The 14,829-nt window shown below is 37.4% G+C and carries 12 protein-coding genes; 10 read left to right on the top strand and 2 right to left on the bottom strand.

The window, feature by feature from the left end:
- Positions 1-157: 157 nt before the first annotated feature.
- The 6 genes from M948_RS33165 to M948_RS33145 all read left to right on the top strand — a co-directional run bounded on the left by M948_RS33165 (position 158) and on the right by M948_RS33145 (position 7,542).
- Entirely contained in the window at positions 158-1,720 is a 1,563-nt protein-coding gene (locus tag M948_RS33165; RefSeq protein ID WP_021290787.1) for a spore germination protein, read from the top strand.
- Positions 1,717-2,826 (top strand): GerAB/ArcD/ProY family transporter, encoded by a 1,110-nt coding sequence (locus tag M948_RS33160; protein ID WP_021290786.1) that lies wholly within the window; start codon positions 1,717-1,719, stop codon positions 2,824-2,826. The genes M948_RS33165 and M948_RS33160 overlap by 4 nt, the downstream gene beginning before the upstream one ends.
- Positions 2,813-4,006, top strand: coding sequence for a Ger(x)C family spore germination protein (locus M948_RS33155; RefSeq protein ID WP_021290785.1), 1,194 nt, complete (start codon positions 2,813-2,815; stop codon positions 4,004-4,006). The genes M948_RS33160 and M948_RS33155 overlap by 14 nt, the downstream gene beginning before the upstream one ends.
- A gap of 1 nt (position 4,007) precedes the next feature.
- Positions 4,008-4,181 (top strand): hypothetical protein, encoded by a 174-nt coding sequence (locus M948_RS43220; protein WP_021290784.1) that lies wholly within the window; start codon positions 4,008-4,010, stop codon positions 4,179-4,181.
- Positions 4,182-4,242: 61 nt separating this feature from the next.
- Positions 4,243-5,739 (top strand): amidase, encoded by a 1,497-nt coding sequence (locus M948_RS33150; RefSeq protein WP_021290783.1) that lies wholly within the window; start codon positions 4,243-4,245, stop codon positions 5,737-5,739.
- A 279-nt stretch (positions 5,740-6,018) separates the two neighbouring features.
- Positions 6,019-7,542 carry an AbgT family transporter gene (locus M948_RS33145; protein WP_021290782.1) on the top strand — a complete coding sequence of 508 codons (1,524 nt, stop codon included), beginning with the start codon at positions 6,019-6,021 and terminating at the stop codon, positions 7,540-7,542.
- Positions 7,543-7,882: 340 nt separating this feature from the next.
- Here M948_RS33145 and M948_RS33140 read toward each other — a convergent pair whose 3' ends face one another.
- The gene (locus M948_RS33140) at positions 7,883-9,235 is read right to left on the bottom strand and encodes an aspartate aminotransferase family protein (RefSeq protein ID WP_021290781.1); all 1,353 of its coding nucleotides are present in this window, start codon (positions 9,233-9,235) and stop codon (positions 7,883-7,885) included.
- 590 nt (positions 9,236-9,825) lie between these two features.
- Between M948_RS33140 and M948_RS33135 the strand changes: the two genes are divergently transcribed.
- The gene (locus M948_RS33135) at positions 9,826-11,013 is read left to right on the top strand and encodes a M24 family metallopeptidase (RefSeq protein WP_021290780.1); all 1,188 of its coding nucleotides are present in this window, start codon (positions 9,826-9,828) and stop codon (positions 11,011-11,013) included.
- Positions 11,014-11,129: 116 nt separating this feature from the next.
- Here M948_RS33135 and M948_RS33130 read toward each other — a convergent pair whose 3' ends face one another.
- Positions 11,130-12,104, bottom strand: coding sequence for a 2-hydroxyacid dehydrogenase (locus tag M948_RS33130; protein WP_021290779.1), 975 nt, complete (start codon positions 12,102-12,104; stop codon positions 11,130-11,132).
- Between the two features lie 206 nt (positions 12,105-12,310).
- Between M948_RS33130 and M948_RS33125 the strand changes: the two genes are divergently transcribed.
- Genes M948_RS33125 through dat form a run of 3 tightly spaced genes read left to right on the top strand, consistent with a single transcriptional unit; the run spans position 12,311 to position 14,824 of the window.
- Positions 12,311-12,964: a GntR family transcriptional regulator gene (locus tag M948_RS33125; protein ID WP_021290778.1), complete on the top strand. Its 654-nt coding sequence runs from the start codon at positions 12,311-12,313 to the stop codon at positions 12,962-12,964.
- 28 nt (positions 12,965-12,992) lie between these two features.
- Entirely contained in the window at positions 12,993-13,964 is a 972-nt protein-coding gene (locus M948_RS33120; RefSeq protein ID WP_021290777.1) for a pyridoxal-phosphate dependent enzyme, read from the top strand.
- A gap of 11 nt (positions 13,965-13,975) precedes the next feature.
- A complete protein-coding gene (gene dat, locus M948_RS33115) occupies positions 13,976-14,824 on the top strand; it encodes a D-amino-acid transaminase (protein WP_021290776.1) in 849 nt (282 codons plus the stop codon).
- The last annotated feature ends 5 nt before the right edge of the window (positions 14,825-14,829 follow it).

Genomic DNA, 14,829 nt, shown 5'->3' with positions numbered 1-14,829 from the left:
CTTTCCATCCATGGATCTTTTATACTTCTTTCTAGTTTTTTCGGAATTTCAATTCTTATACAGTTTTACATAGAAAACCATGATGTGTATAAAAATTATCCATATAGGGCAAAAAAAGGGGAAGAAGAATTCAAAAGTAGGATGGGATGTGATCCTCTTGGCTCGGCGCCTATTTAAAAATAAAAAGAAGAACCAAAAAGAACAAGCAATTCATGAAAACAATGAAAATTTCTCGCGGAATTTAAAGAAAGATTTAAGTGAAAACTTAAACGATATACGAACGATGCTTGATTCTCCTAACGACTTGGTTATTAGGGAGTTTCATATTAATGAGCACGCTTGTGCAATTGTCTACATAGAAGGTCTCAGTGACACTACTACGATTGAAGAAAATGTATTAAAAAACTTAGAAGTTATCGAAAGAAAGGATCAATTAGCAGAAGAAGAGAATTCAAATCTCCTTGCGCTAATTCATGAAGAACTTATCAGTATAACAGGAATACAAAATGTCGATACAATGGATGAACTATCACTATCTCTATTATCTGGCGGATCCGTATTTTTATTAGACGGGGTTGACCGAGTTTTACTATTGGATACAAAGAAATGGGAAAGCCGATCCATTGAAGAGCCTGTTTCAGAATCGTTAATCCGTGGTCCAAGAGAAGGATTTGTTGAAAACCTTCGTACGAATATGGTAATGATCCGCAGACAACTTCGTGATCCCAATTTACATTTTAAAACCCATGAAATTGGAAGGAGATCAAAGAAAAAACTAGTTGTTGCTTATATTTCAGGTATCATTCACCCAGACATCTTGAAAGAAGTGAATCGTAGACTGGAAGCAATTGATACAGATGATGCACCGGAATCTGGGTTTATTGAACAATGGATTGAAGATAGTTTTCTCTCGCCTTTTCCACAAATAGAAAATAGTGAAAGGCCAGATAAGGCCGCTTCGGCGCTGACGCAAGGGAAGTTTGCCATCATTTTAGATGGAACACCATTTGTACTGATTGCTCCTGCAACAATAGGCGGGACATTTCAGTCCCCAGAGGATTATTATGAGCGCTGGTTAATTGGGACGTTATTAAGAGGGCTGCGATACTTAGCAGCATTTCTTACGATGTTTTTACCGGCTTTATATATTGCCTTAGTTTCGTATCATCAGGGTATGATTCCTTCCCAATTAGCCTTCTCCATTGCAGCGACGAGACAGGGGGTGCCATTCCCGGCGTTTATTGAAGCATTATTAATGGCGACAACGATGGAATTACTACGAGAGGCAGGGGCCAGGCTGCCAAAAACCATTGGCCAAACTATTGGGATTGTTGGCGGTTTAGTAATTGGCGAAGCAGCCGTTTCAGCTGGTATAGTAAGTCCAGTTATGGTCATTGTAGTAGCACTAACGGCAGTGGCATCCTTTACCATTCCTCAATACAGTGTGGCGATATCCTTTCGGTTAATTCGATTTGGCTTTATGCTTGCCGCGGCATTTTTAGGATTATATGGGATCATTCTAGCTTATATTATGGTAAACATTCATATTGTCAACTTGAAAAGCTTTGGAGTTCCTTATTCTGCTCCATTTGCTCCAACCTTTTTCAAGGATTGGAACGACTTGTTATTGCGCGTTCCAGTTCCAATGTTGAACCGTCGTCCAAAGTATTTGCAACCAGAAGATAATAAAGCTGGTGACAGGGAGGGAAAACAGGTGTGAAGTGGTTTGAATACGGTGATGAGACAATTAGTGATAAAGAGTTAATGATTGCTGTTCCCTCCATTACGATTGGTGTAGGGATTCTTTCTTTGCCAAGATTCATCGCTAAGGATACTGTATCTTCAGATGGCTGGATCACGTTGGCGATTTCTGGAATTCTTTTTATTGGCTTAGCCTGGTTGATAGCGAAACTTGCTTCTAGTTATCCGAATCAGACGTTTGTAGAATATGCAGGCTCTTTAGTTACCAAACCAATTGCAGTTATTCTGACTTTTTTATTAGCTGTTCATGGATTGATTCTTGGCGCATATGTGATGCGGGTAATTGCAGATATTGCAAAAGAATACTTGTTTGATCGCACTCCCGTAGAGGTAATCGCGCTTAGTTTTCTATTAGTGGTCGTTTATGCAATTTCTGGATCACGAGCAGGTTTATTCCGATTAAATATGATGTTCTTTCCAATTATCATTTTTATTACAGGAGCAGTTGGACTCTTTGCGATTGCCTGGTTCGATCCGAAGAATTATTTACCAGTATTTAAAACAGATTTTTCAGGATATCTGTCCTCCTTTAAATCAAGTTCCTTCTCGTTCATAGGTTCAGGTATTATCTTGTTTTATACATGTCTCGTCCGAAAACCAAAAAAAGTACCAAAAATGGCAGCCCTTGGTATGTCTATCGTACCGGGGTTGTACATCGTTATCTACCTTATGTGTATAGGGGTATTTGGTAATTTAGCTACAGCAAATCTTAGCTATCCGATTATTGAATTGGCAAAAGAGATAGAAATACCTGGTGGATTTTTTGAACGCTTTGACTCGATCTTTTTTGTAATTTGGATTATGTCGATTTTTAATACGATGGTGATGGCTTTTGATGTTTCTGTCTTTGCATTTGAGTCCATTTTTAAATGGAAAAAAATACAACTTATCCTTGTTTTGACACCAATCGTCTATTTAATGGGGATGTTCCCTCAGGATCTAATAGCGGTTGTCCGTTTTGGTGAATTTGTTAGCTATTACGGCATTTCGGTAACCTTCTTCGTAACGATAGGTCTGTACATTATTTCAACGATAAAAAGGAGGAAAACAAATGCCAAAGCATAAGCTGATTTTCCTCCTTTTCCTTAGTTTTTCTATGGTGGTTTTACTAAGCGGCTGTTGGGATCGGGTAGAAATCGAAGATCGTGGATTTGCCGTTGGTGCTGCTATCGATCTCGTCGAAAAAAAAGCCAATGGCAACTATAAGTTAATGTTTACTGGACAGTTTGTCGTACCTTCTGGGTTAGGGGCGCCAACTCAAGGAAGAGGAAGCGGAGGTCAGAAGGCATATATGAATATCTCTGCCACAGGTGAAAGTATTTTTGAAATTAATCGTGAACTTGCAACGCTTACTAGTCAGGTACCATTTTATCAACATCTGAAGGTTTTAGTAATATCAAAAGATATTGTGAAAGAGCCAAAGCTGTTTGGGGATATTTTAGATATTTTCATTCGAGATCATGAGATGCGAAGAGGTATACGATTAGTAATCGTTGAAGGGGAAGCGAAAAAAGCTTTGGATATAAAGCCGGATAATGAAAATATTCCTGCATTATATATTGATGCATTAATGGAAAACAATTATAAAAATGCTGGTTCACTAAAGCCCGTTCATATTGGTGATGTACAGGAATTACTATTAAGTAAGTTAAGTTACGTTCTCCCAGAAATCCATATTGCGAATAAGATGCTTCAGTATAAAGGTGCGGCAGTATTTGATGGAAGTACGAATCAGTTGATTGATTCGTTATCTGAGCCGGAAACAAAAGGATATGTTTTTTTAACAGAGGATAGTTCGGAAGGAGCACTAGAAATCAAATCCGGTGGGGAAACGGCTACCGTTGAATTAACGCAGGTTACTAGAGATATGAAAGTCAATCCAAAAGCAAAAGATGATATTGATGTGAATATTGATATTAACATTGAAGCCAATCTAGCGGAACGATTTGGGAAAAGAAGCGTCTTTAACGCATCTTATATCAAAGAAATAGAAGAGGGGCTTTCGACTAAAGTAGAAGAATTAGCAAAAGGAACGAAGGATAAAATGCAAGAGGACTTGAAGCTGGATGCAATTGGAATTGGTCATACCCTTCATCAACGTCATTATGATTTTTGGAATACGGTAAAAGATGATTGGGAATCCGGAGAAAATTATTTCTCTCAAGCAAATATTAATATATCAGCTAAGGCTAAAATTCATATCATTGGTTCCTCAGATAAAGTAAAAACGACTGGAGTTGAATAATGTGTGGCGAGAATGGACGAACTATCTGCCGGATTTAAAAACATTTGTGTATATGGCATTTGCTTTTGTCATCCCATTAATGGTTACTTTTATCAATATGAAGCTTCATAAGTTAGGCGATCCGTCTTGGAAAAAAAAAGATGGGGCTAAAAATTATAAAAATAAGGGAAGGTAGTTGGTACGTATTACGATTCAATGATACACTAATGGCAAATGATCGGGTATGAGGTGTAAATATGAACGTTCATGATTATTTAAAATGTGATGCCACGGCTTTAGCTGAAAAAATTAGAAAAAGAGAAACAACTCCAACAGAACTCGTAGCATTTAGCATCCAACAATTAGAAAACGTAAATCCTAGCTTAAATGCAGTTGTGAATACGCGAAAAGAGAAGGCGCTTATAGAATCTAAAGAAGGTGTATCCATTGATCGTCCTTTTGCAGGAGTACCTGTTTTGCTTAAAAATATCTCGCAACGTCTAGCTGGTGAAAGAATTACCTCAGGGTCTAAACTCTTAGAGCATACGGTTGCCAAGGAAAATTCTCATTTTACAACAGCATTCTGCGATGCAGGATACCAATTCATTGGTCATACGAATACGCCTGAGTTTGGATTAAAAAACATAACGGAGCCAGAAATACACGGAGCAACCAAAAACCCTTGGAATCTAACGTATTCACCAGGTGGATCGAGTGGTGGATCTGCTGCAGCTATTGCGTCAGGTATTGTTCCACTGGCAGGGGCAAGTGATGGTGGAGGTTCCATTCGAATACCTGCATCATTTACGGGGCTCTTTGGTTTGAAGCCGACAAGGGGAAGAACTCCTGTTGGTCCAGGTGTAGGTAGGCAGTGGCATGGAGCGGCAATTGATTTTGTTTTATCTAGAACGGTGCGAGATAGTGCAGCGATGCTAGATGTATTACAAACATCTCAACCGGAAGCAGCATTCCAAGCCCAATTATTTCTAGAAGAATATAAAAACTATATGCAAAATTCTTTATCTAAACCATTACGTATTGCCTTTACCAAGACATCACCAGTAGATACGCCAGTATCAAAGGATGCTAAATGGGCTGTTGATAAATTGGTAAAGTGGCTTTCCGAAGAAGGTCATATCGTTGAAGAAACGGAAGCAGCTATTGATGGTAAGCAACTCATGCGAAATTACTATCTAATGAATAGTGGGGAAATAGCTTCATTGTTAACCAATTTACAACATCTGATTGGTCGCCAAATAACGAAAGACGATGTAGAACTGGAAACCTGGCTGCTAAATTATGCTGGACAAGCTGTATCTGCAGCAGAGTTTTCACAAAGTATTGCTTCATGGGATAGTGTAGCAGAGCAAATGGCACGATTTCATCAGACATATGATTTTTTTATTACTCCTGCTTCTGCATTTACAGCACCCAAAGTGGGAGAGTTATCTTGGAATGAAGCAGAACAGGAGAAATGGATAAGTCAAATGGAAGCTGCTAAAAAAAGGGAACAACAAGAACTAATTTATGAAATGTTTTTGCCGAGTTTAACGTATACGCCATTTACACAGCTGGCAAATTTGACTGGACAACCAGCAATGTCTTTACCCATTCATGTATCTGAAGAGGGGATGCCAATTGGTGTGCAAGTGGTGGCTGGAAAAGGGGAAGAGCATCGATTATTACAATTTGCATACCAAGTGGAACAATCTGACTTATGGATCGGAATGACAGGTAATCCCTATTTTAAATAAACCAATTTATACCATATTATAATCAAATATCACTAATATCAAAAGGCGACAATTTGTTTTCGAACCAGTTATACAGCAAATTCTCGCCTTTTATCTGTTAAAAAAATCAATATTATTTTTTAACTAGGATAAATCTTAAGAAAAATATCATTATTTTTACTTATTTACTTTCTATTTCCATAAATGGATTAGCATTATATAATGAGTGACATGCGCTTACAATTTAGCATTATTTTCAGAATATTACTCATTTAATACAACAAGGAAGGAGAAAGATACATGGGGAAGAAAAAAGGTCTATTCCAAAGATCATTGGATGGGATTGAAGTAGTTGGAAATAAATTACCACATCCCGTCACATTATTCGCAATATTAGCATTAATTGTATTGCTATTATCTGCAGGTCTCTCACAACTTGGAATCAGTGTTGAACATCCAGGTGAAGAGGGAGAAATGGTTGAAATTAAAAACTTATTAAATGCCGAGGGGATCCAATATATATTTTCTAGCATGACAGATAACTTTATCGGATTTGCTCCTTTAGGAGTAGTTCTTGTTACGATGCTTGGTATCGGGATAGCAGAACGTTCGGGATTAATTAGTGCCCTTTTAAGAGGTTTCGTATTATCCGTACCAAAACGTTTTATTACGTTAGGGTTAGTATTTGCTGGGATTATGTCCAGTGTAGCTTCTGATGCAGGATATGTTGTGTTACCTCCACTTGGGGCCTTATTATTCGCAGCAGTCGGCCGTCACCCCTTAGCTGGTCTAGCAGCTGCATTTGCAGGTGTTTCGGGTGGATTTAGTGCAAACTTATTACTTTCTGGTACTGATGCATTATTGGGAGAATTGACAATAGCAGGAGCTGCTGTCATCGATCCTGCTTATGCTGAAGGTATGAGCATTGCGATGAACTATTGGTTTATTATTGTCTCTGTCTTTATCTTGACGTTAATTGGTACATGGGTGACTGAGAAAATAGTAGAGCCTCGATTAGGTGAATATAAAGGGGAATACCGTGAAAAAGTTGAGAATTTAACGGCTATAGAGAAGAAAGGCTTAATTTGGTCAGGTATTTCTGTCGTTGTTGGGCTTATTTTGGCCGCATTGTTAATCTTACCTGAAGGTGCACCAATGCGTGGTACTGGTGATCAACCGATCATTGACTCACCATTTATGGATTCATTAGTACCAATTATCGCTATTCTATTCTTTATCCCAGGACTAGCATATGGAATGGTTACGAAAGCTATTAAAAATGATAAGGATGTAGCTAATCAATTATCAGATACCATGGCATCCATGGGGATGTTTATTGTACTAGCATTTACAGCTGGTCAATTTGTGGCTTACTTTAATGAATCAAATATGGGCTTAGTGTTAGGAGTTTATGGTGCAGAGTTCTTGCAAAGTATTAACCTAACAGGTATTCCATTGGTTCTTGTATTTATTATTATCGCTGCATTTATCAATATATTTATTGGAAGTGCTTCAGCGAAATGGGCTATGATGGCGCCAGTCTTTGTACCAATAATGATGCAATTAGGATACTCTCCGGAATTAACTCAAATGGCATATCGTATTGCAGATTCTTCAACAAATATTATATCTCCATTAATGACATATTTTGCGATTATTATTGCCTTTGCACAGAAATACGATAAAAAAATGGGAATAGGAACGCTTGTATCAACGATGATCCCTTATTCGATGTTCTTCTTAGTTGGCTGGACAATCATGCTAATTGTATGGATGTTATTAGGAATCGAACTTGGTCCTGGAGCTCCAATCCTATATGAATAAGAAAAAAGCATCATCCGCTCGGATGATGCTTTTTTGCTGTAATTCCATTTTTTTCTTTTACTATTCTTAAGGTAGAATTCCTAAAGGCGGTGATGATTTTGTTTCAATCAAGAAAAGACGACAAAATGAAAATGATGACGATTGAAGAACTTGTTCCTGAAGACCACTTACTCCGGAAGATTGACCTCTACAGCCATTTCTTCCTTATCACTGAATTGTCCGCGAACAAGCATTACTGACGGCTGCCTGCCAGAACATGACGAAGGTTTTCCTTCACCTACCCAAGGTGAGTTAGGTGAAGGAGAGTCTTAGTTAGACCAATGGCACTTCTTGATTTTTCTTATAGTTTTATAATTGCTTCTTTTAGAACCGATGTTAAATGACTTATTTCAGCTTTAGTAATCGAGAGCGGGGGTGACATCGTAATAATATTATTATAACCATCAACCGTATCGCTGGTTTTGCCAATGATAACTCCTTTTTGCTTACACTCGTTTACGACTTGAGCAGCCAACTTCTCTTCAATCGGCTCTTTTGTTTGTTTATCTTTGACTAGTTCAATTCCTGCTAATAACCCTTTTCCTCGTATATCTCCTACATGTGGATGCTGAAGCAGATCTTGTAATTCTTCCAACAAATATACTCCTAGTTGTTTGGAATTAGAAATCAGTTGTTCTTCTTCCATAATTTCTAAGTTTCTGATTGCTACTGCGCAGGCTGCCGGACTACCACCAAATGTATTTACATGACGAAAGTGGTCGTAGGGAGTTGCTGATGCTGTAAATTCTTCGTAAATTTCCCGTTTTACAGCAGTAGCTGCTAACGGCATATATCCACTAGTTAATCCCTTAGCCATTGTAATGATATCTGGTTTGACATCATAATGCATAAATCCAAAGGGTTTTCCAGTCCTGCCGAAACCGTTAATAACTTCATCTGCAATTAATAAGACACCATGTTTATCACAAATTTCCCGTACACGTTTCATATAATTATCATGTGGGACAAGTACACCACCGCCTGTGATAATTGGCTCCATAATAAATCCTGCAACCGTATCACTAATTTCCCAAGTCAGAGTGCGATCTAGTTCATCAGCTGCATGCAGACAACATGCCATAGTGTCTTGTGGGAAGGGGCTTCGATAACAGTCTGGTGGGGAAATGTGTACAAACCCTGATGCTAGTGGTTCATATTTATAAGCTCTTTGATTTTGGCCCCCGGCAGCTAGCGTTGCTAATGAACTACCATGATAGGAACGATAACGTGAGACAAACTTATAACGATTCGGTTGGTTTGCCTGTTGGTAATATTGCCTCGCAATTTTAAACGCTGTCTCATTTGCCTCTGAACCGCTATTTGAATAAAAAATAACATAATCATCTTCTAACCATTGATTAAGTTTTTCGCTTAGCTGTATACCTGGAATGTGACTTTGAGTTAAAGGGTAATAGGGCATTTGCTTTAATTGCTCTGCACATACATCAGCTAACTCATCTCTGCCATAACCAACATTTACGCACCATAAGCCAGCTTGTGCATCTAAATATTTATTCCCTTCAATATCCGTTACCCACACACCATCTGCATGTGTACTAATCATGGTACCTTCAGGGTTATATTTTCTCATGGCATGCCAAAGGTATTTCTCATCTTTTTCCAGTAGCGCTTTCTTCTCCACTTTAGTATCCATATAAAATCTCCTTTCCCATATGAGCGATTATTTCTTGAATTCCTATCTTCGATGAGTTTATGTGCAATAATGGATGTTCATGAACAATATCTGCTTATTCACCTAGAAAGTATGTCGTTTGTCGACAAAACAGATCAGTTACTAATTATAGAAACACATTTTATTTGACAAGTCAATATATTTAGAAAAAAGTAAAAATAATCTAGACGCCTTACCTTAATGGTTGATATACTATAGGAAATAATCAGTAAAATTACGATTATGCCCATTTTGACTGATTATTTCATCTTTTTTTGTTGTCGAACATATAATACGATTAAACATGTTAGATTATATTACGAAGTTATTTACTTTCATCTTCAAGTGAAATATAGTTATTTTAATGCCGACAATCGACGATGAATAATTGAAGCACTAATCACTTCCTCCATACATTAATAGAAGTATGTTTCGTATCTATATCTAATTGGAGAAAAGGGAGTTAGTGCTTTTTTATATCGAATTATTATGCTTTGTATTGATTCATTGTTTAAATTGATGGGTGAATGTAAGTGAAGGTACAATTTCAACCTATGAATGGAGGGGTTTGTATGGTGTTTTTTTCTGTTTCAGAATTTTATGATAGGTTGGTAAAAACAAAACACCGTATGGCAAAAGAGGGTATCGACGTTTTGCTTATTACTGATCCTGCGAATATGAATTATTTAAGTGGATATGATGCTTGGTCCTTTTATGTACATCAGGTGCTCATTGTCTTCTTAGATGAGGATCAACCATATTGGATAGGTAGGGGACAGGATGCAAGTGCTGCTATGCATACATCATGGTTGGATAAGGATCATATCTACCCATATACAGATGATTATATACAATCATCCGATAAGCACCCTATGGAGTTTGTTAGTGACTTTATAAAAGCAAAAAAATATGATAATCAAACCATAGCCGCTGAATTCGATGCTTATTATTTCACTGCACAAAATTTTATTAAATTGAAAGATAATTTGCCTAACGCCATCTTTAAAGACGGCACGAATTTAGTAAACTGGATAAGGATTATAAAATCTGAACAAGAGATTGCGTTTATTAAAAATGCTGCCAAAATTGCGGAGGGCGCGATGACAGCAGCATTTGAATCGATTGAACCAGGTGTAAAACAATCAGATGCTGCTGCTGCAATTGCCCATGCACAGATTCGGGGAACAGATAATTTTGGTGGAGATTATCCAGCGATTGTTCCCTTGTTACCGACAGGGGATAAAACATCTGCATGTCATTTAACTTGGACAGATGATCCGTTTGTCCAAGGAGATCCTGTAATTATTGAACTATCTGGCTGTTATAAACGATACCATTCGCCACTTGCGAGAACCATTTTTCTAGGTATACCTGATGAGAATATCCAATATATTGCTGATGTCGTTGTAGAAGGAATTAATTATACGCTAGATGCAATTAAGCCAGGGATTACTTGTGAAGAAGTTGAAGCGGTGTGGAGAAAAACAGTTGAAAGAAGTGGCATTAAAAAAGATTCCAGGTTAGGGTATTCCATGGGATTAAATTATCCGCCTGATTGGGGAGAACATACAGCTAGCTTAAGAGCGGGTGATAAAACAGTGTTACAAGAGAATATGACTTTTCATATGATACCTGGGATCTGGCTTGATCATATGGGAGTGGAAATAAGTGAATCTTTCCGTGTAACTGAAAAGGGTTGTGAGGTATTGGCTGAATTTCCACGAGAATTACTAGTTAAGCCAAATATCCGGTTAGCATGAATAACAATTAAGGAAAAGCTTAATAGAGGTCATAACAATAGGCACAAATTGGGTAAAGTTGCTCAAAAAGGATAAAGGCAGAACTTGATTCATCTGCCTTTATCCTCCGAATTTAGTTACTTGTTATCCCAAACAGCAGAATTAATTAAGTTAGGTGGTTTTTTTCCCTCTAAACCTGTTTGTAAGTTTTTGGCAGCTAGTGTTGACATAGCAAGTTCTGTTTCAAGTGTAGAAGATCCGATATGTGGGAGTGTAACCACATTTTTCATCTGTAGTAATGGATTATCCAACTGAATGGGCTCATTTTCAAATACATCCAGTCCAGCACCCGCTATTTCATTATGATTTAAAGCTTGAATGAGATCTTCTTCTACGACAGTTCTTCCACGTGACCCATTAATAAAGATCGCTGAATTTTTCATTAAGCTAAACTCTCGTTTGCCAATTAATCGTTCTGTTTCCTTCGTTAATGGGGTTATTAAACAAACAAAATCAGATTCCCTTAATAATTCGTCGAGGCTAGCATATCTTGCTTGAAATCTTTCCTCAGCTTCTGGTTTTTTTGTTCGACTATGATAAATAACCTTCATATCGAAGCCATGATGTGCTCTTTGGGCAATGGCAAGGCCGATTCTTCCCATGCCTATAATACCAACCGTTTTATGGTGTACATCAGTTCCATAATGGGTGCTGTCTAATGATTCTACCCAATTTCCAGATTTTACATAGTGATCAAGCTCAGGAAGTCTTCTTGCGGTGGATAGAATCAACCCAAACACCATATCAGCAACGGTATCCGTTAAAATACCAGGTGTATTTGTTGCCATTATATTTCTTTTGGTTAAGGTTTCTATGTCTAAATTGTTGTAACCAACCGAGACATTGCTGACAATTTTTAAATTTGGTGCTTGGTTAATTAATGGTTGGTCAACATTTAGGTCAAGTCCAATAATCCCATCAGCTTTGTTTAGAAAGCTTAGAAATTCAGGATCTTTTGTTGTGTCCACGTTTTTAAAGAAACGGACGGTATGATTTTGTTTTAACTGGTCAAGTACCGGTTTTTCAACACGCTGAAAGGCCAGAATGTTCATCAAAGGTTTCCCCCAATCTATATTCCTTATCCATAAAAATGTATTTTCAACATAGACTGATAATAGGAAGAAGTCAAGCTGCGAATAGAAATATTTGATAATTCATATTTCATTGACAATAAAAATATTACCTTCTAGAATGAACCTATAGTTAGAAGTCGACAGTCGACAAAATCTTAGTAGCGCTTTACAAAGGGGTTATATTCATGGATGAAAATGGCGTATTGTTAAAGAAATCTTTAGGAGAATTAATCGCAGAACAATTAAAAAAGGATATCCTGATTCGAAAGATTGAATTTGGCGAACGTTTGATTGAAGCCGACATTGCTGAGCGTTTTGATGTGAGCCGCAGCACAATACGAGAGGCTTTGAAAATTTTAGAGCAAGAAGAATTAGTAATGAATAAGAATAGAAAAGGGACGTTCGTTTCCAAATTTACGAATGTGGATTTAGATGAAATGACGGAATTACGTTTGATGATTGAAACAAAAGCTTTTATAAAAGCTTTAGATTACCTGGATAAAAAGCATTTCATTGAATTGTCTGCTATTATCGACGAAATGGAAATACAAGCAAACAATGGAAATTGGGACCAATTGTTTGGTCTAGACTTACAATTTCACCAATATGTAATTAATAGATGTGGGAATTCTCGAATTATTAAAATATATGAATCCATTGCCGTTCAAATTAGAGTATATATGGCACATTTAGATCAATATTATTCTAGTCCTCAATCCTATTATAAGGAGCATAAAGCTTTATATGAAGCTTTACTTCAAAAGGATGCTGCAATCGTACAAAAACAAGTGGAGAAGCATATCGAATATGTAGAAGATAAGCTATTAAGGAATAGCTAAACCGGGATAAAGAGAGGAGTGGTGTTTGATGGAATCCGTTCTTTTTAGGGAAATTTGGCAGGCGCGAAAACGGATTTCTGCAATTACCCAGCCAACACCTCTGATTTATTCAGAAAATCTATCTGCTTTAACAAACAAATCTGTTCATTTGAAAATGGAAAATTGGAATACAACCCATTCATTTAAAATTAGAGGTGCAGCAAATAAGATATTAAGTTTGTCGCCTGAACAACGCTCTAGAGGCATTACAACTTTTTCCACGGGTAATTTTGGAATTAGTGTTGGATATGTTGCAAAGCAACTGGGCATCAAAGCTGTTATTTGCATATCAAATCGAGTCCCACAAGCTAAGGTTAATGTATTGGAAGCTACGGGTGCAGAAATAAAGGTCATTGGTTCATCTCAAGATGATGCTGAGCGATATAGTCGTGAATTAGAACAGAAACACGGTCTTTCTGTTATACATCCATTTGATGATCCGAAAGTGATTGCTGGATATGGGACCATGGGGTTAGAGATCTTATATGATTTACCTGAAGTTGATACTGTTCTAGCAGGTTTATCAGGGGGCGGATTGCATTCAGGTCTTGGGGTAACATTGAAAACAATGCATCCAGATCTAAGATTAATAGGTTTATCTACTGCACGAGGAGCTACGATGTATGAGAGTTTACAAGCTGGTTATCCAATTGAGCTTCAAGAAAAGGATACATTAGCGGATAGCCTGCTTGGAGGAATTGGTAAAAATAATCAGTATACATTTTCGCTTGTTCAAGCTTATGTTGATGAAATCAAAGTATTAGATGAGCAATTATTTGCAGATGGGATGACATATATGCTTGATAAGCATCGCGTTATTATTGAGGGGGCAGCCGCTTCAGGCATTGGTGCCATCCTTCATCAGCAAGTACATCTAGGTAATCATGTGGTTATTGTAATTAGTGGAAGTAGTGTAGATACATCGACTATTTTAAAGCTTATGAAGGATAAATTTGGTTAGGGGGAACGTTCATGGGTAAAGTCTTATATAATCAACAGTTTGTCGAAAGAAGTAAACTAATTGATATTGAAGACAGAGGATACCAATTTGGTGATGGAATTTATGAAGTTATTGGAGTTTATGATGGGGCTTTCTTTTTATTGGATGAACACTTACAGCGATTAAAACGAAGTGCAAAGGAAATTCAGTTATCTTTACCATATGAATTAACGGAGTTAAAAGAAAAATTAGTGGAACTTGTGTCTCTAAATGAATTAACAGACGGGGTGGTTTATTTACAAATTACGAGGGGTGAAGCTGAAAGATGGCATCATTTTCCTCGCGAGTCAGTAACACCTATACTTATTGCCTATACCAAAATAGAAGAAACCTTAGATGAAGCTAGCAAGAATGGAGCGTCAGCCGTATTGACAGAAGATATCCGTTGGCTCCGGTGCGATATTAAAACGCTGAACTTATTACCAAATGTAATAGCGAAGCAAAAAGCAGTAGAAAACAACGCAGTAGAAGCTATTCTTCATCGAGGTGATGTGATTACCGAGGCAAGCGCATCTAATGTCTTTATGGTTAAAGACGGAAAGGTTTTCACCCATCCTGCAAATAATTATATATTAAATGGGATAACACGCCAGAAAGTATTGGAATTATGTGATAAGCTACAAATAACTGTGCAAGAAGAAGCTTTTACAATACATGATTTATTAGCAGCAGATGAATTGTTTATTACGGCTACTAAATTAGATATTGTTCCCATTATTCAGGTAGATAACCAGCCCATTGGTTCCGAAATTCCCGGAGAAACTACGAAGAAAATTATTCAAGCCTTTCATTCATCTCTTCAAGCATTGCGTATCTCGTAAATGAA

Source organism: Virgibacillus sp. CM-4 (genome assembly GCF_000445495.1).
Classification (GTDB): Bacteria; Bacillota; Bacilli; order Bacillales; family Amphibacillaceae; genus Virgibacillus; species Virgibacillus salexigens.
The sequence above is the reverse complement of the archived record's forward strand: the minus strand, read 5'-3'. Positions and strand labels throughout refer to the sequence as shown.